We start from the raw sequence: 22,633 nt of genomic DNA, 5'->3' as shown, positions 1-22,633 counted from the left end.
GTCATACTCCAAGTATTTTCTTCAGATCATTCTGAGCGGTCTTATTCAACAGAATCACAAGTCTTGAAAGTGCTCTTGTAATCGATATATATAACAGGTTAATGGATTCGCCCTTCCTGATCTCTTCGATGTCTGTAACAATTACCACAGGTGCTTCCAGCCCTTTATAAGCATGGACAGTGCAGTAACTGATATACGAGTCAGTCTTCACAGGGGAATATGGAGCCAGTCTCTGTTTCCATGGTGAACCAATCCTTCTGGCACAGCACTGGTCAGCGACCGGTGAAAGAATAACAATTTCATGATTTTTATATTTTTCTCTGGATCTGATCTTTTCAAGCAGGTCAGAAAGGATTTGAGTCTGCTGTTCCACGCTTTCATAGAATTTCAGTTCCGGCCTGATGTTATCATCCGGACGTAAAACCGATTTGTAATCAGGATCAAGGCCACCGAGGAGGTGGGCATATGCTGCTATTCTCGGGGTATTCCTGCAGTTGATCCCCAGTGTATAAACAGATGTATTCCGGCAATTCCTGCTGATGAAACCGTCCAGATCCATTTTTGAGGCCGAATATATTCGCTGATTTTCAAAATCACCAAAAAAATTCCATGTTCCGTTTTTCAATCCGTTTTGCAACAGTAGATCCAGGAAATCTATATAATTTTCTCTGAGCATATCCTGGGCTTCATCCATGACTAAATAGTCATATTCCCAGCATTCAGCTTTCTCTGCGCGAATCAGTTTCTCAATGGCTGCTGAAGGCAGTGTTTCAGTCCAGAAATCTGATGAAGCTCCTTTTTCAATCTTTATATCAGCTGTTTTCAACATCAAGGCATGAAGAGTGGATACCGTGATGTATTTCAGATCCTCTTCTTCGAACTGATCCTTTATCCATACGGATATATTTTTATTAAAACATAGAAACAGGACCCGCTTTTTTTGGATCATCATCCGCCGGGCAGTTTCGATCGCCAGGATTGTTTTGCCTGTACCTGCAGGTCCGTTAAAGATAACCCTGGGATTCGTCTGCATGGCATCCAGGGCAGTGTACTGTTCAGAAGTGTATTTCTTCAGATTATCAGAAAGTTTTTTTCTTCTGTGGAATGGCGATTGATAAAATTCAAATTCCGGTCGGAGAATTTTAAGAATTTCCTGGCAAAGTTCCGGCTTCGGTGCATCCGATGACTTTTCAAACCACTTCAGCCCTGTTTTTTTCGACAAAAGTTTTTCCGCCTGATCCAGTACATTTGAAAACAGCTGGGATACAGGCCTGGAGTTAAAACTGTCACGATCGATAACCTGCCAATCATTCCACTCAAGTGATGTCTTTTTAAAAGGTATGAACGGAAAGATTACCGCAGACCAGAAAATAAGCTTCCCCAGATCCGGATTCCGGCTGGAAAGATACACCCTGATGCTGTGCATATTATCAGCAGCCTGTTTGAAGGGGCCTCTTTTATCTCCGACAGGTCTTTTTCCATAATACCAGGTTCCATTTTCCACTGACAGGGACCTGCACCCCTTCACCTCCAGACATAATACCCCTTTCCTGGGTATTATCATCACAAAATCACACTCTCCTATAACTTGGGAAGTATGTTTTGAGACATCAAGCGAATGAAGTACGATCCAGTCACTGGTCTTTGGGTCCTGCTTTATTTTCAGTGCAACCTCACGCTCACCATCATATCTGTAATCTGATATAACGGGAGGAATGATAGTGGTCATTATTTTTTCCTTCAGTTGTATTGCAGCTTATCAGCGAGACCGGCACGCACAGTATATTTTTCAGGTGAAACCGCTTCGATATGGATAACTGACAGCTTTCCGGATATGCTGGGAAGATTAACTTCAATTTTGCCGTATCTTGCAAAATCGTTCATGTCAGTTTTTGTTATCTGCGATCTCAGCAGATTACTGATCTCTTTTCCGGCTCTGATGTGCATCGTAAAAATCTGTTTTGCATTATTCCAGTACACTTCTGTTTTTTCCGGGATACCTGAAAACTTCATTATTGCCTTGAATTCTTCGAAATCTTTCGGCTTGATGGTTTCATTTCTAATCCAGTTTCTTATATTGATTTCATTCGCTATTTTCGATCCCAACCGGATCAATTCTTTCTGGACATCGGCCAAATACTCAAAAGAGAATACTTTTCTCCTGAAACATATTTTCCAGTCATCCTGCATTTTACGCACAGAAGCTGCTCTGTTACCAAAAAGCATGTCTGCTACGGCTGATATGGAATCATCACTTCCTTCTGTTCTGACGATCAGGGGCATCCCCTGCTTTAAATCCTTGTTCGGGATTTTATCAACTTCTGTTTCAGGATCAAAACGTACGATATGAGAATAACTGTCGATATCTTTATAAAGGAAAGATCCGTCATCAAGAAGAACAGCACTGCATTCGCAATCTGCTATTCCTGAATGATAATCACGTGAGGATTTATTCAACCCGCTGTCCAGAAAAGATAACGGTGAAAAATTCAAATCCTCAAATGCTGTTGCAGGTTGCGGCTGGTTTTCAACTTTTTTTTCAACATCTGGTTTCTCTGGTATGGTTTCAGTATATATATTTAAAGGCAGTCTGTTTGGACTCACATCGAAAGCCGGGCCGGGGTTAAATTCTTCTTTGATCCAGGAGAAGGACAGGAAACAGAGCTTTTTCGCCCTTGGTGAACGCCATACATATTCATAATCCGTATATTGATTTTCTGAAAAGAGATGTACGGAACCGCAGAAAGTTATCCGGTCATAAAATATATACTTTTTCAGCTGCCTCGGATTTACAATTTCATAATTGACATCTGGAAGTAAATTGTTCTGCTCGATAAACTGCTCTACGGCATACAGGTTTTTTGTATTCGGCAGACATATGGCTGAAGCCCCCTCTTTTTCCCCGTCTGAATATTCTGATTTGAGCCACTTCATGAAAGGGTGTTCTTCATCGGGCAGATCATTAATCAGGTCATTTATTAATTTCAGATGGTCAATATATTCTGGAAACTGTACGGATGATTCAAGAGCTTCATTCAGCGATGCTCTCAGTTCATCTGATAATAATACCGGAGATGTGAAAGGCAGGGGAGTTGTGGCAAGTTCAAACCGGAACCTTTTCAATGCTGAAATCAGGATAGGCCAGAAAGTCAGATTTTTCTGCTCTCCAAGACTGGAGATCAATTTTGAAACTGAGGATGACAGTACAGACAGGTTCCGGTTGTCAAATCTGATAAGGTGCAGCTCTGCATAATTTTCATATAAGTCAGTTATGTACTCAAGTGTCTGAAGTTTCATTTACTCCTCAAATATCACTGCTTCAATGGTTTCAGGAAGTGTGTCGTACAGTAACATGTCATCATCATTTTCTCTGTCTGAATAATTCTGCTCCAGCATTACCCTGCATGCTTCTGAAAAATGGGGTTCACTGCGGTCCAGGAATATGACTTTCATATCCGCTTCCAGATCATCATAATGATTCAGGAACGACAGTGAACCATCAAAAACCAGCAGGTTTGGGTGAGCATTGTATTCGTTAACGGCTTCAGGGCTGAGAACAGTTCCCCGCGACAGATCAAATTCAGACAGTAGAAAGGGTTCAAATCGTACTATATCCAGCAGGGAACCAGCCAGCCAATTTTTTTTACTTTTTCTAATCATTTTTATACTGATAGCCAGCCTGTCACCTTCATTTTTCAAAAGAGTTTTATTCCCTACTACAGTAAACCTGGACTGGCACGATATTAGATGTTTCAACAGATTTTCATCCTTTTGCCCGTAATAATTCCTGAAAAAATCAAATCCCCGCATGGAATACCCCAGCTGATGGTCACCAACCTCTCTTTCAGGATCAACAGCTTCGCGAAGTCTGAATATCTGTCCCTTTGGGATGTACATGTCATGCCTTGTATTGTCTGTACCAGGGACACTTACTGAAAACATTTCCTGCCCTTGAACAGTTTTAACACCCTTGGCATAACATCTTTTCCACCTTTCTTTTTCCCAGATGAGAAGTGGTGTATTCTTTTCCATTCGGGTTATGTTATGAAAATATTTACTGTCATTATTATTATTTTTCATGCCCTGTAGAGCATTCCGGGTTTCATAACCAAGCAGGAAAAACAGTGCTGCGTATGCTCTGGTGGGCAGTGAAAGTCCAAGCACTATATTTTTCTTTTTCCGCCCTGCAGCTGCCAGTTTTTCTCCAGCCTTGAACAGCCATATAGCCCAGCCAGGCAGTGGTTTGTATCCTTCAGAAATCTTTTTTATGAATAGTTTTTCAGAAATGTAACATCCTTTTGACACATTGAAAAAAACCCGCCTGCTGACAGGCGGAGGCGATGATTGTTCCAGAATATTGCTGTTGATCTTTGTTATTTCCTTCAGTAGACAGCTGAATGGTAACAGGACAGTGGCCCCAGGATATTTTTCTGAAATGCCTCTTTCAATAAGACCGATAAAGATAACTTTGAGCAAAAGGTCGTCCTGAAACTTATACTTTCCGGTGTTATTCCTGAAGACATCATATTGCCTTTTTAAATTTTCAACGAAACCAGGATAAATCTGCAGAAAACTGTTGGAGGATATTTTTTCCTTGAAATTCAGGTTTGCAAATTCAGATTCGATTGATTTCTGGACAGGAGGAGGCAGCAGACTGATTATTTCTTTCTCTTCATTTCTCTCAAGAAAAGGAAAATCAGACAGGCAGAAAATCCAGGTTTTTTCTATCATCTTTGCTGTTTTTTCTATGATGTCAGTCTTGTTGTTAACCGGTTTTCTGGATATCAATATCAGAAAAAGAGCTTTCAAAACGACTTTTTTCAATGTCCGGATCGGTTTATCGGTCACATGCCATTGGTCATTCAGAAATTTGAAAACATATAAAAAGTTATTTATGACATTCACGGGATAGTTTGGTTTATTTTCGGCCAAAGAAAAAGAGCATTGCTGTATAAATTCTTTATGCCCGTTTGACAGACATTTTTCAAAAGCTGGCATGTCGCTCTTCTGCATATGAAGAAGGTTTCCTTCAGAATCTGATATTTGATGCTCACTTTCCATTGTCAGAACCTGTATTCCACTGGAGAAACTGACAAAGTGTTATTTTCGAATTTTTCCACTCTGGTTCAAATTGCATGCTGAAATACCATTACCAAAATCCTTCTTAATAAGCTGGACAAACGAGGAGCAAAGTTTTTTTGGCGGCCATGTATATTTGCATTTTTAAAGCCATTTTATTTTCAGCCATCTCATTTAAAAAACAAGCAAATGTGCTGATCTGAATAGCATTCATCCTATAAATAATTTGGTGGTGGTATCCAGATCAATTTTATAAAATTATAGCCTGATAACATTACAATTTTCATTTTATCCGGATCTGATATCATCTTGAAAAAATCAGAAGCCTTTTAAGAAAGAAAAATCACTTCTGTCAGAAATTCTTTTTACATAAATGAAAATTTTATTCAAGAAGTAATTCAGCCAATTCAATAATTCAATTCTCAGTCCAGTAAAATTTTCTGAATACAGTTTTAAAAATTTTTTATGATCGACAGTAATGAGGACTACTGTCTATAGTCAGGATCAACAAATTTTCAAAAAAACATCGAACATAAACAAAGTCAACACCATAGCAGAATGGATGTCAGTTAATTTTTATCTCCAATAAAATATATCTGGAAAAATTTTCTTTAATCAATTATATATTCACAATAGTTGATCGGTGAGATATTTTTACAAGCAAAAAAAATACTGATACTGACTCAACGTCTGGATATCTGTATCATTGGGTCTTAGAACAATCGATTTGAGCCAGATGGCCAACAATAATTAGCCTTAACCTGACAATAAATGGGTACGACATGTTTTCTAATAATGTCGTAAAATATATTTGATTATGCTTCAATACAAAGAAACCATTTCACCATCATTTTCAATTTTACTGCAAAGATATCTTTTGTTTTTTGCCATCCCTTGCCTACTACTCCTACCTATCGCAGTGAAGGAAGTTATGAAATTAGTTCCCCACATGCCGCATTACTCAGGTGGGTTATTTCATCTGTACATACGGTGTTACACAGGTCCGTTTTTATTTTTTGTTATACCCGTATTATTATTTTTAGCCTTGGTATCACATGCGAATAGTATTGTAAGGATAGTTATCAAAAATAACAGACTTTTTCTTCCTATCCAAACAGGTGTATATAATGCCGGTCATAAAGTTACTATAATACCATTACAAGATATTGTTTCATTCAAAGCAAAAAAGCATAATCACCATAGCTCAACTGAATCTTTGGAAGTGAAAGAAAAACTGAATATCAAAAAAGAATATTTAATACCTTGTTACAAGGGGTACCAAGGAGATTGGGTGGTAGTAGAATTCTCCAGGCCAAAGAAATTTATTTCACGTTTCTTGGCAGGCCTTAATGGAGATGCAAGTCCATTTGAAGTTGAACAAATTCGTATCGAATTTCCATCTGAAAAATTTGAAGAAATTAAGTCAGCACTGGGCCGATAATCAACGATGATGAAATGACTAAATTAACATGTTTAAAAATACATTGAGGTTAAATTCAACTATATTTTCTGACAAATTTATTTCAATTTTTTTTCTAAAATAAACTCTATCATATAAAAAATTTACTGAGCACTTCTGGCTATAGTCATGATCAATAAATTGCCAAAAAACACACCGGGCGTATAGACAAAATTTTACTGGGTCATGATGCCGACACATTAGATCCGAACAGGAACAGACATGAATTAAACCTTGCTTTGGATAAGCTGCGGCTCAAGCTGATAAACATTAGAAACCGCGAAATGAAAGAACGATAAAGCCAACAAGGAGTGGTGATGAAAAGGGTATACAGACTTTGTAGATGAGTTTGACGGTGTATTGGAAAAAAATTTCATGCAACGTGAGGGCAAATCAACCCGGTCATATTCTGGCCGGGTTTTTCTTGGCTAAAATAATATTGTTTTTTTTTGTTGATATTGTGGATAGGGTTTCAAATAGTCAATATCTTCTGAAAACATTCAAGTTTGTGGGGGATACGGTGGGGGATTGCATTTTTACCAAAACAAAAAAAGCTCTCAACAAAACGCTGAAAGCCTTGATAGTCTAAGTGGTGATCCCACGGGGAATCGAACCCCGGTTTCCGGCGTGAGAGGCCAGCGTCCTGACCGCTAGACGATGGGACCACAAAAAAGTATCTATATCTATATCAAACTGACTTTATTGTCAAATAAAATTACCATCTTATACAAGTTTCTTTTTTTTGCCTTTTTTAAATCCGAAGATAAGATAAATCAGCCAACCAAAGATTGGTATAATGGCAATGAAATGCCAGATAATTTTTGCTTTTATTGACCCGAAATCCTTAAGGATAATATCAATCAAGGCCAGCATGGTCAGACCGAAAGATATGGCACAAATAAGCAGGATATAAAGAATGGTTTGGTCCATATATAAAATAGTTACCCTTTTAATTTGTCTGATATTTTTAATAATGTATCCACATAATAATTGCTGTGGTTGTACCGAAACAAGACCTTATGCTGTTTTTGTCTTGCAATTCCCGGTTTCCAGCCATGATGTTTCAGGTAATTGGCTACACTGAAAATGGCATCTGCATGGCTGAACAGATTTATTTTTCCGTCATTATTTCCATCTTTTGCAAGCTTCAGCGCATTGGAAGGCATAAACTGGGAAATCCCCATAGCTCCGGCATATGAACCCCTTATTTTTTCAGGCGAAATTTTTTCTTGTTCTGAATATTTGATGAGCGCTTTGAGTTCTTCATACCCCCATTGGGATCGCTGTTCAGCTTTTTTGATAAAGGTTGCTTTTTTGGGCTTTTTTTTGTCAGGGATGGCATTCCAAATTCTTTCCCTTAACCGTTTATCTGTCAAAGCAGCCATTGTGGCAAGCGTATTCATCACGATTCGTTTCCCAAGATATGTTCCAAGCCGTGTTTCAACAAGTAAAATAGCGGTGATAATAGTTTTATCAACCCCGTATATTTTTTGTGCCTGTTCAAGTGTTATTTTATGTTCGGTTATATATTTCAACGCATTCTTAATGGATTTTTTTGATGTAAACTGGTTATAATCAAGGCTTGACTCAGAATGGACAAAAAAAAGTGAGACACCATCCGGATCAAAAAACACACTTTCCCTGGAAAACAAAGCATCCATCTTTTCTTTTTTAAACCCATCATGGATAAGCTGCCGTACCAATTTGTCAAACTCATTGCCTTTCTTTATTTCCTGCCCGGATAAAGGGGATGATAAAATGAAAAAAAGAATGAAAATCAAACATTTAATCAGCTTTGTTTGTAATGACGGCATCTTTATATCCATGGATATTTTGTCTGCTCCCCTTTTGTTTTTTACCCGAATACAGCGATCCGAGATTATCATCATAGGATCACAATTTATATCTTATATCTTATATTTTTTAGGATTGCATTAAAAAAATATAACCGGAAACGGCAGAAGGCTTTTTATAATCCGGACAAGCCTGAACCAGACAGGTTTTCTGATTTTCTTGCCAAAGCAACAGGAAACTTAGAGATTATACACTAAAAACAAACCACCCGGTTACGATAGGTGAACCGGGTGGTTGCAGGGTTTAGGCATGACAAAAAAGATTAAATGTCATAATAAAGATAAAATTCATGGGGATGAGGACGACTGATAACCGGATTGACTTCATTTTTCATTTTATAGTCAATCCAGTATTCAATAACATCTTTGGTAAACACATCACCTTTCAGCAAAAAGTCATGGTCTTCTTTTAACGCAACCAATGCTTCTTCCAGAGAACCGGGTGCGGATTCCATTTCAGCAAGCTCTTCAGGGGGCAGGTCATAAATATTTTTATCCATTGGATCGCCCGGATCAATTTTGTTCTGGATGCCGTCTATCATGGCCATTGCAATGGCTGAAAAGGCCATATATCCGTTGCATGAGGGATCAGGGGTACGAAATTCAATGCGCTTGGCCTTGGGAGATCCAGAATACATGGGTAAACGGATGGCAGCACTTCTATTTCTGCTGGAATATGCAAGATTAATAGGTGCTTCAAATCCGGGAACCAACCTTTTATAAGAGTTGGTTGTGGGGTTTGTTATGGCACACAGGGCTTTGCAATGTTTCATGATACCACCAATGGCGTAAAGTGCCTCATCAGACATTCCCGCATACTTGTTGCCTGCAAACAAAGGGTTCCCGTCTTTCCAGAAACTCATATGGGTGTGCATGCCGCTTCCATTGTCACCATATAAAGGTTTGGGCATAAAAGTGACGGTATGATCATATTTGGCAGCCACATTTTTAAGGACATATTTGAACCATGCAAGATTGTCGCCCATTTTTAACAGGGAATCAAACCGAAGGTCGATTTCAGACTGACCTGCTGTGCCGACTTCATGATGCTGACATTCCATGGTAATCCCAAGATCTTCCATTGTGAGCATCATCTCTGTTCTCATGTCCTGGTATTGGTCATTGGGAGGGAGAGGAAAATATCCCTGCTTGGAGCGGATTTTGTATCCAAGGTTTGGCATTTCATCAGCACCGGTGTTCCAATGGGCTTCCGGGGAATCAATCTCAAAAAAGGAGGCATGAGGTTCTGAAGCATACCTGATATTGCTGAAGATAAAAAATTCAGGTTCAGGGCCGACATAGATGGTATCTCCAAGCCCAGTGCTTTTTATGTATTGTTCTACTTTTTTGGCAATGCCTCTTGGGTCGCGGCTGTAAGCTTCCTGGGTGATGGGATCATGAATATTTCCGATAATGGCAAGGGTAGGCACCTTGAAAAAGGGATCCATTTTAGCGGTTCCGGCTTCAGGAATAACCAGCATATCAGAGTTATCAATGGCCTGCCATGCCCGCATGCTGGATCCGTCAAATCCAAACCCGTCCTCAAATGCGGATTCTCCAAATTCTCCAAGCGGAACGGAAAAGTGCTGCCATGTTCCGATGAAATCCATGTATCTGATGTCAACGATTTTTGCTTTGTTTTCTTTCGCCATTGCGATTACATCTTTTGGTGTCATGTCTAATTCCTTTCTTAACACGATGTTAATATATGTTAAAGTGCTTCTGTACCCGTCTCACCGGTTCTGACCCGGACAACCTGTTCAACCGGCAGGATAAAAATTTTTCCGTCACCTATTTTTCCGGTATTGGCCGCATTCCTTACAGTTTCAACAGCTTCATCCAGCCTTTCATCGCTGACAACAATTTCAATTTTTATTTTGGGTACAAAGTCAACAACATATTCTGCACCCCTGTATATCTCCTTGTGCCCCTTTTGTCGGCCATAGCCGTTAACTTCCGTAACCGTCATCCCATAGATCCCGATTTCACTCAATGCTTCCTTTACATCATCCAGTTTAAACGGTTTTATGATGGCTTCAATTTTTTTCATTGCTAACCTCCTTTGCAGCTATTTGTGGAAGACTTTTTAAAATAGCATTTTTAATCTGCTCAAGTCCTTGTTTTGTTTCAATCTTTGCATCATTTTCAATGCTTTTAACATAAAATACATCCACTACCTGATCCACCTTTGTGGAGACCATGGCAACATTGACATTAACATTACTTCTATACAATGCATTTGTAATGGAAAATAAAAGTCCTGGAAAATCATAGGTAAAAACCTCAATGATAGTAAAAAAACTGGATGTTTCATTGTCGATCCGGACGTTGTTGGGTTCTGGATTTTGGCCGGATGAAACCCGGATCATCCGGGGTATTTTTTTGAATTCGTTATCCAGAAAATGATCGTCTTCAATGGCGCGTATCAAATCGTTTTCCGCCTTTTCCCATTTTTCTTTTTCAAAAATCCTGTCTTTGGGCGGGGTGACTTTGAAAATATCCAGCACATGTTCTTCCCCAAGAGAATACGCCTGGGATGCAACGATATCAAGCTTATTAACAAAGAAAACCCCTGCGATTTTTGAATACAGCCCTGGTTTGTCCTTTCCGCAAATGGATACTGTACGAATATCCGATCCATTCTCTTTAGATATTTGCCAGATAAAATTTTTATCACCAAGATGCCGGTAAAGATTGATGTGGTCAACAATATTTTGAACAGGAACATAGACAAGGTATCTTCTGGACATAGAGTCAAGCTGCTTGTTTATTTCGTCCTCTTGCCATCGTTTTTTTAATAACTGTAGAACATCTTTTTTCTTTTTATCAATGAGGTGCCGGGCTTTCCTGGATGCCAGCTCTCCTTTTTTAAGAATACCCATTGTTTTTAAAAACAAATCTTTTAAAAGATTTTCAGTCCAGTCGTTCCAGGCTTTGGGTCCGGTTGCTTTTGAATCTGCCACAGTCAGCAGGTAAAGCATTCTTAATAATCTGATTTTTCCAATTTTGTTTGCCATGTAAACCGCTGTTTCTTCATCAGATATATCTCTTCGGGTTGCAGTTTTTGCAAGAATCAGATGATTTTCAATCAAAAAAACAGCATCCTGAATTTCAGTTGAATTGAATTTAAATCGTTCCAGAATCGATTTTGCTATTCTTGCTCCTGTTTTTGAGTGTTCTTTTGCAGGATTTGATTTGCCGATATCATGGAGCAGGGCTGCAAAAAGCAGAACATTTTTATTCCTGACTTCCTTAAATATTGAATAATACAGCGTATATGCCATTGGTTCGGCACGTTCTTTAAAGCTGTTGATAATCTGGACACATCGAATAGAGTGTTTGTCCACTGGAAACAGATGGTAATGGTTATATTGAATCTTGTTCACAATAGCGGAAAATTCCGGAATAAAATTTTCCAGGATGCCTGTTGCCAGCATGACATTAAGGACATTGAATTCCCAGTAGGACATGGACAGGATTTGTTTGAATATTTTAATACAGGCAGGATTTGTTTTGAGTTCATCATCCACAAGATGTAAGAATTCACTGACAATTCTCCTGGCTTCAATGGATAAAGGAATTTTCCTTTTGCCGCTTTCAAGGAATATTCTAAGCAGAAGATCCGGTTTTTGCAGGATAACAATGGTGTTGGCAAAATTGAGTCTTCGTTTTTTAATAATCAAACCATGGGTTTTTGTGGGATAAGGCTCAGTGGTTCCTTTTTTGATGCGGCGATTGGCAAAAAGATCTTCAAAAGTAATTTGGTTGATCTGTTTTAAAAAATCCATCCGGTTATGAAGATCACCTAAAAATCTTTCAACATCAGGCTGTTGTTTTTTTGAGCGATATCCTAACAGAACTGCTAGTTCAGTCTGGTAATCAAAATGAAGGGTGTCGCATTTTCTTTTTGTGATGTAATGCAAAAAATTTCTGATTTTCCAAACATCCGTCAAAGCCTCTTTGAGTGATAAATATTCAAAATAGGATAAAAATCCATAATATTCCAAATCTCTTCTGGTCTTGATATCGGATTTTATTTTTGCGTACCATAAAAGAGTATGATAATCCCGAAGTCCGCCAAATCCGGATTTTAAATTCGGAGCGATCAGATAGGTTGAGTCGCCAAAATCAAAATGTCTTTTTTCTCCATGTTCGAACAAATAGTTTAATGTGTTTTTCAGGTGCTTGGCCGCTAAATCCGACCTGAATCTTTCCATAAAGGAAGTATAAATCAAGGATGCGCCGCAAATAAATCTGGCATCCAGAATAGTGGTTAAAATATCAAACCGCTCAAAGGCCATCTGGAGACATTCGCTGATATTTCGAATGGCATATCCGACCTCAAAACGGGCATCCCACAGCGGGTAAAGCAGTTCCTGCACAAATGCTTCAACTTCCGGGGGAATCGTATCTTTAAACAGGATCAAAAGATCTATGTCCGAATGGATGCACTGCTCTTTTCTGCCATAGCCTCCCAGAGCGATTATGGCAAAGGGGGTTCCCGAAATCGTCATTTTCCTTGCCGCAATGCTTTGTTCAAATACCGTAAAAATGTATTCATCTATGACAACTGCATGCTTTTCAATAAATTCAGGTTCATCCCCACTGAGAAAGCGCTCTATCAGTGCTTCTCGTTTTTTGATTAATATGTCTGTTTTTGATGTATCCATAATTTTTTTATGTGAAAGTCTTTAAAAATTCAAACAGTGACTTTCAATCCTTGTTGTGGGCAAACCAAGGTGACAGACCAGGCCTGCCCGTGGCAGTTATATGCAATTTTTTTTAACCTCTTGAAATAATATATCTTTTATTTCTTGTTGTGGCAGACCAATCTGCCATGGCCGTTATTAAAAATGTTTTTGGTTTAACATATAGCAATGAATTAGCAATGAACGTGCCAAGGCATGTCTGGCCTGGCTTTCTCTAATAAATACCAGAAATATGAGCAGAAAATTATTGGAACGCAAGTTTTTATCACAAAAATGTTATAAAATCCATTAATTAAGTTTCATTTTTGTAATTTGTTTAAATAGTGCTATGACACGCAAATAGTATGGCTGCCATAACTCCCGTGGCAATTTAAACAACCACAACAAAATATGAAAAGGAACTGTTCAGATTTTTTTAAGACTTTCATACAAAAGTATAAAGAAAATATAGATCTATGAAAAGGCGTGATGCAGCCACTATTTTATCGAAAGGCAGCTGCAGTGAAGGATATGAAATATGTTGTTTTATCAGTCTTTTTCAATTTTTTCCGGTTCGTCTTCTTCTTTGTCCTCAATCTTGGGCTCCCGGGTTGCTTTTTTGAAGTTTTTAATTCCCTTGCCCAAACCGGCACCGATTTCAGGAAGCTTTCCAGCCCCGAATATAATGAGGATAATCACAAGAATAATTATTAATTCCGGCATTCCAATCCCACCAATCATAGCACACTCCTATTCACTTCATTGTGTTGTTAAGTTTAATAAAAAGTATTAACATTAAGCGCTTAACGTGTCAATATTTTAGAATTTCCACCTCAAACCGAGGAGTTACAATTTTGTAATATATTTTTTGTGATAAACATTTTTTAATAAAAAGCTTGTGAAAAGCTATTTTGTGATTAAAATTAACCTCTAAACTTAAATTGTGAAAACTAAAAATTATATATGGAGACGTTGTATGTATCAGGAACCGACCAATGAATTTCAGGGTGCAAAAAAATATGTCCTGGATCAGGAACTTGCCTCAATCGTTAATATATCAATGAAGCTTGAAATGCCGCTGCTTCTCAAAGGAGAGCCTGGAACCGGCAAAACCATGCTGGCCCATGCCATTACCGAAAGCCTAAACATGCCGTTAATCGTTTTGAATGTAAAATCCAGCATGAAGCTGGTAGAAGCATTGTATCAATATGATACGCTCACCCGGTTAAATGATTCCAGATTTGGTGATTCACAAAGAAATGTGAGCGACATTGATGAGTATATCAAGATGGGAAAAATCGGCCAGGCATTTTGTGCCGAAGAAAAAACCGTTCTGTTGATTGATGAAATTGATAAAGCAGATACGGATTTCCAGGATGATATGCTGGATGTTCTGGACCAGATGCAATTTGATATCATTGAAACCGATAAAACCATAAAAGCCAAAAACAGGCCGGTTATAATTATTACCTCCAATGCAAAAAAAGATCTTTCCGATCCTTTTTTAGGCAGGTGCAATTTTCATCACATTGCTTTTCCCGATCCCAAAATGATGAGAAAAATCATAGAGGTTCATTTCGAGAATATTGATTCAAAACTGGCGCAAAATGCAATTGATGCGTTTTACAGTATGCGGGAGATTGATTCCATTGAGAAAAAACCGGCCACAAGAGAATTAATCAACTGGATGAGGGCTTTGAATGCAGATCCTGATTTCAGGGCAAAAGATCTTGTTAAAGGCAAGCTTCCGTTTCTGGGCGTCCTGTTTAAAAAGAGTCCTGACTATGAAAGAGCAAGGAATATAGCGTCACGAAGACGAATGTTTTAATTTAAGGTGCTGTATGTTTGTAAAATTTTTCTATACCTTAAAAGAGATCGGGATACCCGTTTCTCCCACCTCTTTTCTCACACTTCAAAAAGCTCTTAACCAGGGGATTATCAGCAGCCTGGATGATTTTTATACCTGTGCTAGATCCATCCTTGTTAAAAGTGAGAAATATTTTGATCTGTATGATCAGGTGTTTGCTCACCATTTTGAAGGGGTTCCTCTGCCTGAAAACGACGGGTTTGAAATTGATGAAATTGCCAGGGGCATGCTGGATGAATGGCTCAAAGACCCTAAAAGAATGGCAGATGCTTTGGGCGTTGATGAAGAACAGCTCAAAAAAATGTCGCCTGAAGAATTGATTGAATATTTCAAAGAACGGCTCAAAGATCAGGAAGGCGAACACCACGGCGGCTATAAATGGATCGGCACCGGCGGATATTCTCCGGTAGGTCATTCCGGGTACAATCCCGGTGGCATGAGGGTCGGCGGACGATCCGGCAACAAATCTGCTGTAAAAGTTGCCAATGAGCGGCGGTATAAAGATTATTCAACTGCCGGTCCTTTGACCCAGGCAAAAATCGGTGAAGCCTTGAAACGGCTGAGAAACATGATCCCGTCCGGACCCAGAGACACCCTTAATATTGATGACACCATCAAGGAAACCATGAGAAATGCCGGTGAAATCGAAATGGTGTTTGACAGAGCGTTAAAGGACAGGCTCAAGGTAATACTGCTTATTGATAACGGGGGCTGGTCCATGGATCCCTATATAAGGGTAGTGCAAACCCTGTTTGATTACGCCAGATCCCAGTTCAAGGAAGTTAAGACCTATTTTTTCCATAACACCATTTATGATCATGTCTGGGAAGACACGGCCCGGTATAAGAAGCCCAAGAAAATCATTGAGTTTTCACGGCTGGATACTGAGACACGGCTGGTCATTGTCGGCGATGCCAGCATGTCTCCATATGAACTTTTGTCCCATGACGGCTCCATCCATATTTCGGAAAGAAGCGGCAAACCAAGTATTGAGCAGCTCAATTTTATGGCCAAAACATTTCCCCATGCTGTCTGGCTGAACCCGGTTTCAGAAAATATGTGGGGATACACACACACCATTATGGCTATATCGAAAATTTTTTCAATGTATGAATTATCCCTGGATGGCCTTGAAAAAGCAGTGACAAAACTCATGAGCAGAAATTAATAGGTCTATATCATGATATGTATCAAACGAATAAGCACGGGTGCCGATAGAATTTTGCTATTGAAACCCGTTGCTTAATCATGGTCATAAATCAACATTATAAAGAGTTCTGGTGTTGTTAAAGATGGTTTGTGCAAGTGCTTTTGGATCAGACTTTCGAATTTCTGCAAGCTTCAGCAGAACTGATTTTACAAATACCGGCTCATTTCGGCGATTCTTATTTTTTTGAGGTGCAGGTGTAAGATACGGGGCATCGGTTTCAATCAAGATACGGTCTTCAGGAATAAGCGGTGCAAGAGTTCTTAAATATTCCCCCCTTTTTTGCAGGGTCAATATCCCGGTAATTCCAATATAGTATCCCAGGTCAAGATATTTAAAAAGCTCTTCTTTTGTGCCGGAAAAACAGTGTATGACACCTTTACGGCTTTTCGGACCGTCGGATTTTAAAATATCATAAAATCTTCCCTTGGAATCGCGCTCATGGAAAATCAAGGGCAGGTCAAGGTTGTCGGCAGCTTCAAGCTGGGTTTTAAAACAGTCTTCCTGATCTTTCTCCGGTGAAAACATCCGGTTATAATCAAGACCGATCTCCCCCCAGGCCTTTACACAAGAATTTTCCATAGCAAGCCGGATTAAGGCATTCATGGTATCTGCTGAACATTGTTTTGCATCATGGGGATGAATGCCTACCGATGTGATGATATGGTCATTTTCACGGGCTATTTTAATGGCCTTCAAAGAGGTTTCGATATCAATGCCGACAATCATGATGCCCTGAATATTTTCAGCTTCCGCCCGACCAATAACATCTGTTCGGTCTTTATCATAGCAATTGTCATCAATATGACAATGAGAATCAAATAATATCATTTTTGTTTTTTTACCTTATTTCAATGGGTTCTACCATCATTTTAACAATATTAAGCCTTCACTGAATGGAAGAAGCCGTTTTACGGTAACAGTGAAGGCTTAAATGTTAGGAAAACTGTTTTCAGCACTCCTTGACACATACAATTTATAACAGTAAATTCAATTTCAGTCAATTAAGGGCGATGCAGGGAACGTGAATGCAAAGATATGAACAACAAGGATACTAAAAATTTAATTATACGGCTGTTTAATGTCAGCAAACGATTTGGAGGAGTGCTTGCCTTAAAGGACATTACCCTTGATATAGAAAAAGGTGAATTTGTTTTTATTTCAGGGCCTTCAGGCGCAGGTAAATCCACCCTCCTGAAAATATTGTGCCTGGCTGAAAAGGCATCAGAAGGACAAATTCTGATTGACGGCATGAATCTTTCCAGAATCTCTTCATCAAAGCTTCCTTTTTTCCGGCGGCGGTTTGGCATGGTATTTCAGGATTTTAAATTGATCCCCAACCGAACGGTTTATGAAAATGTGGCTCTTGTTTTAGAAGCTGCCGGTGAAAAATCTTCTTACATCAAAAAAAAAGTTATGCAGGTGTTGAGAACCACCGGCATGGAAAAAAAGTTTAAAGCCTTTCCTCCGACACTTTCAGGAGGTGAGCAGCAGAGGGTTGCAGTTGCCAGGGCAGTTGTCGGAGAACCGTCCATCATTCTTGCCGACGAACCTACGGGAAGTCTGGATTCAAAATCAGCCCAGATAATATTTGATTTTTTAATGGAATACCATAAAAAAGGGAGTACTGTATTGATTGTCAGCCACAATTTAAATCTTCTGGACAGTACTATTAAAGGCAGAAACATTGAAATCAGTGAAGGCACGATAAAACGGACCGCAACCATGCTCTAGGACAAAAAAAACGATGACTCATTTTTTAAAAAAAGCGGTTGCAGATATTCGATCAAATAGTTTCCTGAACCTGATTACGATTATGACGATTTCCCTTTCAATTCTGGTGGTCAGCGTTTTTTTACTTTTTTTTGAAAATGCCGGCCGGGTTATTGAATCCTGGAACCAAGGTGGAAGGGCCATGATTTACCTGAAAAAAGAGTTCCGCCCGGAAATGCTGCCCGAGTTAACAGCAAAGATCAATGCCCTGGGTGGAATTGATGAGATAATCTATATCTCAAAGACCCAGGCCCTTGATAAGCTTAAAAAAGAGATGTCATCCAAAAGCGCTTTTTTAAAGACCTTGAAAAAAAATCCTCTTCCGGATGCCCTTGAAATAAGAATGAAACCCTATAAGCAGTTTGAAAAAATTCAAACTTTTGCTCAAAACATAAAAGCCATTAACATTGTTGAAGATGTTGAATATGGCCGGAACTGGCTTGATAAATTTTTAAAAATTTTTAATCTGTTCAAAATCACAGGGTATGCCATGTGCAGCCTCTTTTTTTTGATTGCCTTGTTTATAACTGCAAATACCGTTCGGCTGGCGTTTTACTCCCGCAAATTAGAAATCGAAATCATGCGTCTTGTGGGGGCTACGGAAACCTTCATAAAAACGCCTTTTTATGTGGAAAGTCTTGTCCAGGGATTTTTAGGCGGTATTTTTGGACTGGCAGCCCTTTTGATTATTTACCTGACGGCTTCATCGGGAATTATGCAAAGCCTTGCGGCCTATGTTTATTTTGATATAAGGTTCCTGTCCGTTAAACTCATCATCTTAATTATTACCGGAAGTACATTTTTAGGTTGGTTTGGATGTTATCTGTCCTTAAAACAAATATTAAAATAATTTTTTTTATCGGGTATTTTGTCTTGGTCATATCAAGTGCCGGGTTTGCCACTCAAAACAGGGTACTGTATAAGGGCCTTGTGAATACATTCAAATTGAATATCCGGGAAACCCCTTCAAATAATTCCAGGGTTGTTAATGTTGTTGAAAAAGGTGAGACAATTGATGTGATTCAACTGCAAGGAGATATCGGAGGATGGCTGACCATAGTTTATAAAGGGAGTAAAGGCTATATCCGCAATCGCCCCCAGTATATTCAACTGATCCCGGTCACAAAGAAACAATTGGTTAAACAACCGGAGAAACGAAAAAAGCCTCTGAAAGAAATAAAGAACAAGGAAAACCAGAAGATCCAGGAAAAAATTCAAACCCAGGAAAAAATAGTTGCAACTTTTTCCCAAAAAGAAATTGAAATCATAGAAGGATTAAATGCAATTGATTATGCATTGAACAAAGCCCGGGCAAAAGCCCTGGCTTTGTCCAAGGAAATCATGCACCTGGAAGAGAGGATATTGCAACTCAACCAGGACAGGGAGGTCTTGTCCAAAGATATTGAAATTAACCGTGAATATGCCGGAGAAAGGTTAAAAGCGCTTTATAAAATGAAGATGATCGGCAGGCTGAATATTGCTGGAATGCCAAGCTCCATATTTGATTTTTTCCTGGAACAGCATTCAATGAAGAGGATCATTTCATCGGATTATGATCTCCTTGAAAAACAGAATATGGCCCTTGAAAAGCTTGAAATACTTGAACAAGAGCTTCAAAAAGAGATCAGGACAAAAACCGGCCTTGAAACAGAACTCAACGATCAAATACGGATGAATAAAAGCGAAACCCTGAAAAAGGAATTGATTTTAAAACAGATTCGTCAAAAAAAAAAATTATCCCTTGCTGCGGTTGATGCTTTAAAACAGGCAGCGCTTCAATTGGATAACCGGATAAACTGTTTGCAAAAAAGTTCTGCCCTGCCTTCGGGGGACGGTTCATTTTTAAACTATAAAGGGAGGCTAATCATTCCGGCAAGGGGTGAAATTGTTTCAAACTTTGGTACTTCAGGGGCTGAAAATTACAAGTCCTTCACTTTTCAAAAAGGAATTGATATAAAGGTGGAAAGGGGCGAACCTGTAAAATCCGTGTTCAAGGGAAAAGTCATGTTTGCCCAATGGCTCAGCGGCTATGGAAATTTACTGATTATCAATCATGGTGATAATTATTACACCCTGTATGCCCATGTTGAAGAGATTTTTAAAAAAAAAGGTGAAACCGTTGAAACCGGTGAAGTGATTGCCACGGCAGGTGATACAGGATCAATAAAAGGGATGTGTCTGCATTTTGAACTAAGGCACCACGGCAAACCCGTAAATCCTATGAAGTGGTTAAGAAAAGGAGCGTAAAGATGAAAACCAGATCTTACAAGATATTCAAGTTTGGATTTTCCGTGGCAATTGCCGCCTGTATACTGATATCCATTACAGGCTTTAATCCCAGTTTGCAGGCTGATGACAATACCTATAAATCATTAAAACTGTTTACGGATGTGCTGGAAGAGCTGGAAAAAAACTATGTGGATGATGTAAACTCTGAAGAATTGATCCACAATGCCATTAAAGGCATGGTAGAAAATCTTGATCCGCATTCAAGCTTTATGCCTCCCGAGGCCTTTGATGAACTCCAGGATGATACAAAGGGAGAATTTTCCGGGATTGGTATCGTGATCACCATGAAAGACTCGATCTTAACCGTGGTCTCCCCCATTGAAGGAACACCTGCATATAAAGCCGGTATCCAGGCCGGGGATATCATTATCAAGATTGATGACAAGTCAACAAAAGGCATGGCCCTGTGGGAGGCCGTTAATATGATGCGCGGTCCCAGACATAAAACCGTTATGATAACTGTTATCAGGCAAGATGAACCTAAATCCATTGAATTTTCACTTAAAAGGGACTTGATCCCCATGGAAAGTGTCAGAAGTGTGATGCTGGAACCGGGATATGGATACCTTCGGATTACCAATTTCAGAATGAGTACTCTGGACGATATAAAAAATCATATGGAGGAGCTGGAGTCTAAAGATAGTGGATTAAAAGGACTTGTTATGGATTTAAGGGATAATCCGGGGGGACTTCTGGATCAGGCGGTTCAAGTAAGCGATTTGTTTCTTTCCCAGGGAAATATTGTCTCCATTAAAGGACGGCAGGAAAGCAACACACAGGTTTTTAAGGCATACCCAAGTGATGAAGACCGTGATTATCCTATTGTCGTTCTGATTAACGGCGGATCGGCTTCTGCTTCGGAAATTGTTGCAGGTGCGCTTCAAGACCACTCTAGGGCATTGATTTTAGGGACAACCTCCTTTGGAAAAGGCTCGGTTCAAACGGTTCGGCCGCTAAAGGAAGGGTTTGGCATCAAATATACCATTGCCAGATATTATACTCCCAATGGAAGATCCATACAGGCCAAAGGAATTGAGCCTGATATCGAAGTGGAATATGAAATTCTTGAAAAAAAAGAAAAAAAGTCGTCTACATTTGACAGAATGATAAAAGAGAAAGATTTAAAAAACAGTTTAAAACCTGAAAAAATAAAAAAACCGGAACAAAACAAAAAATCTAAAAAGACAAAGCAACCGGAACAAACCAAAAAACAAAACGGAAAAGATCAAAGACTTCTTGATAAGGATCAGCTTCAGCATGATGCACAAATTAAAAGAGCCCTTGATATTTTGATAAGCTATGGAGTCTTTAGTAAACTAAATGGCAGCTAAAAAAAAGGTTACCGCCCCAAAAAAAGTTACAGCTAAGAAAAAAGTCGTATCTAAGAAGCAAACAAACCATCGGAAAAATAAAAAATTTGTTATCCGTAATGAATTTAAAAAAATTTGTGTGGGGATTGCTGTTCTTATCTCAGTGTGCCTAACCTTAGCAATGATAGCCGATCTTTTTTTTCAGCCCGACCGTATTGAAAAACAAACTAAGGATGTTATACCACAATCAGACAAACCCCAAAAAAAACCCGTTCAGAAAAATATCTCTGAGGTAAAAAACAAAAAAATACTGACAGGTCTGAAAAACAAATCAGACAAGCCGATAAAATACGAAATATTTGAAGATGTTGATGAAAAAATCATAGAAAAGCCAAGAGTACAGGCAAAGAATCAGATACCCAAAATAGCTATTATTATTGATGATATCGGATATGATAGAAAAATAGCATTGGCCTTGTGTGATTTGGATTCAAATATTACCTTTTCAGTATTACCCTTTGCACCATTTGGCAAGTATATTTCTGAAACACTGAATTCAAAGGGGGCGCAATTAATGCTTCATCTGCCCATGGAACCGGTTGAATATCCCCATGTTAATCCCGGACCGGGTGCTATTTTATCCGGCATGCCGCCTGACATCCTTTTGGATCAACTGAGAAAAAACATTAAGGATGTTCCCTATATTGTCGGGGCAAACAACCATATGGGATCAAAGTTGACTTCCCATTCAGACCAGATGAACCAGATCTTCACTGTTTTAAAAAAAGAAAATTTATTTTTTGTCGATTCTCGGACCTCACCAATATCCCAGTGCAAGGCTTCAGCAAGGCTTTTTAAGCTCAAGTTTGCACAAAGAGATGTTTTTCTGGATAACTTTCAGAATACCACATATATCACAGGACAATTTAATGAACTTGTGGATCTGGCGAAAAAGCATGGATCGGCAATTGGTATCGGTCACCCTTATAAAGCCACTCTGCAGGCTCTTTCAATTGAACTGCCAAAGCTTAAAAACAAGGTACAAATTGTTCGTGCCGGTTCTTTGACAACTGTTCCAGGATAATGTTGCCGCCAAATGGGTTCATGG

At 39.0% G+C, this 22,633-nt stretch carries 18 protein-coding genes and 1 tRNA gene; 8 read left to right on the top strand and 11 right to left on the bottom strand.

Going from position 1 to position 22,633, the window contains the following annotated elements:
* Position 1: 1 nt before the first annotated feature.
* From BLT94_RS16240 to BLT94_RS16230, 3 genes are read right to left on the bottom strand one after another with little or no spacing between them, the layout of a single operon-like run.
* Positions 2-1,729: a nuclease-related domain-containing DEAD/DEAH box helicase gene (locus BLT94_RS16240; protein ID WP_092236418.1), complete on the bottom strand. Its 1,728-nt coding sequence runs from the start codon at positions 1,727-1,729 to the stop codon at positions 2-4.
* 11 nt (positions 1,730-1,740) lie between these two features.
* Positions 1,741-3,297, bottom strand: coding sequence for a DISARM anti-phage system protein DrmE domain-containing protein (locus tag BLT94_RS16235; protein WP_092236415.1), 1,557 nt, complete (start codon positions 3,295-3,297; stop codon positions 1,741-1,743).
* On the bottom strand, positions 3,298-5,013 hold the full coding sequence (locus BLT94_RS16230) for a hypothetical protein (RefSeq protein WP_139169052.1): 1,716 nt from the start codon (positions 5,011-5,013) through the stop codon (positions 3,298-3,300).
* A 997-nt stretch (positions 5,014-6,010) separates the two neighbouring features.
* Here BLT94_RS16230 and BLT94_RS16225 point away from each other — a divergent pair.
* Positions 6,011-6,520 (top strand): hypothetical protein, encoded by a 510-nt coding sequence (locus BLT94_RS16225; protein ID WP_092236409.1) that lies wholly within the window; start codon positions 6,011-6,013, stop codon positions 6,518-6,520.
* 608 nt (positions 6,521-7,128) lie between these two features.
* On the opposite strand, the gene BLT94_RS16215 is transcribed toward BLT94_RS16225, so the two are convergent.
* From BLT94_RS16215 to tatA, 7 genes are all read right to left on the bottom strand, one after another.
* Positions 7,129-7,203 (bottom strand) — tRNA-Glu (locus BLT94_RS16215).
* A gap of 58 nt (positions 7,204-7,261) precedes the next feature.
* Positions 7,262-7,468 carry a PLDc N-terminal domain-containing protein gene (locus BLT94_RS16210; RefSeq protein WP_092236403.1) on the bottom strand — a complete coding sequence of 69 codons (207 nt, stop codon included), beginning with the start codon at positions 7,466-7,468 and terminating at the stop codon, positions 7,262-7,264.
* Positions 7,469-7,479: 11 nt separating this feature from the next.
* A complete protein-coding gene (locus BLT94_RS16205; protein WP_245743153.1) occupies positions 7,480-8,352 on the bottom strand; it encodes a lytic murein transglycosylase in 873 nt (290 codons plus the stop codon).
* Between the two features lie 302 nt (positions 8,353-8,654).
* Entirely contained in the window at positions 8,655-10,067 is a 1,413-nt protein-coding gene (glnA, locus tag BLT94_RS16200) for a type I glutamate--ammonia ligase (RefSeq protein ID WP_014959615.1), read from the bottom strand.
* A gap of 35 nt (positions 10,068-10,102) precedes the next feature.
* A complete protein-coding gene (locus tag BLT94_RS16195; RefSeq protein WP_014959616.1) occupies positions 10,103-10,441 on the bottom strand; it encodes a P-II family nitrogen regulator in 339 nt (112 codons plus the stop codon).
* Complete coding sequence (gene glnD, locus BLT94_RS16190; protein ID WP_092236400.1) at positions 10,428-13,061, bottom strand: [protein-PII] uridylyltransferase; 2,634 nt, start codon at positions 13,059-13,061, stop codon at positions 10,428-10,430. The genes BLT94_RS16195 and glnD overlap by 14 nt, the downstream gene beginning before the upstream one ends.
* Before the next feature lie 567 nt (positions 13,062-13,628).
* A complete protein-coding gene (tatA, locus tag BLT94_RS16185; RefSeq protein WP_014959618.1) occupies positions 13,629-13,820 on the bottom strand; it encodes a twin-arginine translocase TatA/TatE family subunit in 192 nt (63 codons plus the stop codon).
* Between the two features lie 235 nt (positions 13,821-14,055).
* Between tatA and BLT94_RS16180 the strand changes: the two genes are divergently transcribed.
* Entirely contained in the window at positions 14,056-14,907 is an 852-nt protein-coding gene (locus tag BLT94_RS16180) for an AAA family ATPase (protein ID WP_014959619.1), read from the top strand.
* Between the two features lie 13 nt (positions 14,908-14,920).
* Entirely contained in the window at positions 14,921-16,114 is a 1,194-nt protein-coding gene (locus tag BLT94_RS16175; protein WP_014959620.1) for a vWA domain-containing protein, read from the top strand.
* Positions 16,115-16,198: 84 nt separating this feature from the next.
* On the opposite strand, the gene BLT94_RS16170 is transcribed toward BLT94_RS16175, so the two are convergent.
* Positions 16,199-16,984 (bottom strand): TatD family hydrolase, encoded by a 786-nt coding sequence (locus BLT94_RS16170; protein WP_092236397.1) that lies wholly within the window; start codon positions 16,982-16,984, stop codon positions 16,199-16,201.
* 207 nt (positions 16,985-17,191) lie between these two features.
* On the opposite strand from BLT94_RS16170, the gene BLT94_RS16165 reads away from it, so the two are divergent.
* The 5 genes from BLT94_RS16165 to BLT94_RS16145 are packed head-to-tail and all read left to right on the top strand — an operon-like array spanning position 17,192 to position 22,609.
* Complete coding sequence (locus tag BLT94_RS16165) at positions 17,192-17,887, top strand: cell division ATP-binding protein FtsE (RefSeq protein WP_092236394.1); 696 nt, start codon at positions 17,192-17,194, stop codon at positions 17,885-17,887.
* Between the two features lie 13 nt (positions 17,888-17,900).
* Complete coding sequence (gene ftsX / locus BLT94_RS16160; protein WP_092236391.1) at positions 17,901-18,776, top strand: permease-like cell division protein FtsX; 876 nt, start codon at positions 17,901-17,903, stop codon at positions 18,774-18,776.
* Positions 18,743-20,173: a peptidoglycan DD-metalloendopeptidase family protein gene (locus BLT94_RS16155; RefSeq protein ID WP_245743152.1), complete on the top strand. Its 1,431-nt coding sequence runs from the start codon at positions 18,743-18,745 to the stop codon at positions 20,171-20,173. Before ftsX ends, BLT94_RS16155 begins: the two co-directional genes overlap by 34 nt.
* A 2-nt stretch (positions 20,174-20,175) precedes the next feature.
* Positions 20,176-21,546 (top strand): S41 family peptidase, encoded by a 1,371-nt coding sequence (locus BLT94_RS16150; RefSeq protein WP_092236388.1) that lies wholly within the window; start codon positions 20,176-20,178, stop codon positions 21,544-21,546.
* Entirely contained in the window at positions 21,536-22,609 is a 1,074-nt protein-coding gene (locus BLT94_RS16145) for a divergent polysaccharide deacetylase family protein (protein ID WP_092236385.1), read from the top strand. Before BLT94_RS16150 ends, BLT94_RS16145 begins: the two co-directional genes overlap by 11 nt.
* The last annotated feature ends 24 nt before the right edge of the window (positions 22,610-22,633 follow it).

Source organism: Desulfobacula phenolica (genome assembly GCF_900105645.1).
Classification (GTDB): domain Bacteria; phylum Desulfobacterota; class Desulfobacteria; order Desulfobacterales; family Desulfobacteraceae; genus Desulfobacula; species Desulfobacula toluolica.
This window is presented reverse-complemented; position numbering and strand designations above follow the sequence as displayed.

Coding starts and splice junctions, on each gene's coding strand:
- BLT94_RS16240 (WP_092236418.1), bottom strand. CDS start 1,729: ATGACCACTATCATTCCTCCCGTTATATCAGATTACAGATATGATGGT.
- BLT94_RS16235 (WP_092236415.1), bottom strand. CDS start 3,297: ATGAAACTTCAGACACTTGAGTACATAACTGACTTATATGAAAATTAT.
- BLT94_RS16230 (WP_139169052.1), bottom strand. CDS start 5,013: ATGCAGAAGAGCGACATGCCAGCTTTTGAAAAATGTCTGTCAAACGGG.
- BLT94_RS16225 (WP_092236409.1), top strand. CDS start 6,011: ATGAAATTAGTTCCCCACATGCCGCATTACTCAGGTGGGTTATTTCAT.
- BLT94_RS16210 (WP_092236403.1), bottom strand. CDS start 7,468: ATGGACCAAACCATTCTTTATATCCTGCTTATTTGTGCCATATCTTTC.
- BLT94_RS16205 (WP_245743153.1), bottom strand. CDS start 8,352: ATGCCGTCATTACAAACAAAGCTGATTAAATGTTTGATTTTCATTCTT.
- glnA (WP_014959615.1), bottom strand. CDS start 10,067: ATGACACCAAAAGATGTAATCGCAATGGCGAAAGAAAACAAAGCAAAA.
- BLT94_RS16195 (WP_014959616.1), bottom strand. CDS start 10,441: ATGAAAAAAATTGAAGCCATCATAAAACCGTTTAAACTGGATGATGTA.
- glnD (WP_092236400.1), bottom strand. CDS start 13,061: ATGGATACATCAAAAACAGACATATTAATCAAAAAACGAGAAGCACTG.
- tatA (WP_014959618.1), bottom strand. CDS start 13,820: ATGATTGGTGGGATTGGAATGCCGGAATTAATAATTATTCTTGTGATT.
- BLT94_RS16180 (WP_014959619.1), top strand. CDS start 14,056: ATGTATCAGGAACCGACCAATGAATTTCAGGGTGCAAAAAAATATGTC.
- BLT94_RS16175 (WP_014959620.1), top strand. CDS start 14,921: ATGTTTGTAAAATTTTTCTATACCTTAAAAGAGATCGGGATACCCGTT.
- BLT94_RS16170 (WP_092236397.1), bottom strand. CDS start 16,984: ATGATATTATTTGATTCTCATTGTCATATTGATGACAATTGCTATGAT.
- BLT94_RS16165 (WP_092236394.1), top strand. CDS start 17,192: ATGAACAACAAGGATACTAAAAATTTAATTATACGGCTGTTTAATGTC.
- ftsX (WP_092236391.1), top strand. CDS start 17,901: ATGACTCATTTTTTAAAAAAAGCGGTTGCAGATATTCGATCAAATAGT.
- BLT94_RS16155 (WP_245743152.1), top strand. CDS start 18,743: ATGTTATCTGTCCTTAAAACAAATATTAAAATAATTTTTTTTATCGGG.
- BLT94_RS16150 (WP_092236388.1), top strand. CDS start 20,176: ATGAAAACCAGATCTTACAAGATATTCAAGTTTGGATTTTCCGTGGCA.
- BLT94_RS16145 (WP_092236385.1), top strand. CDS start 21,536: ATGGCAGCTAAAAAAAAGGTTACCGCCCCAAAAAAAGTTACAGCTAAG.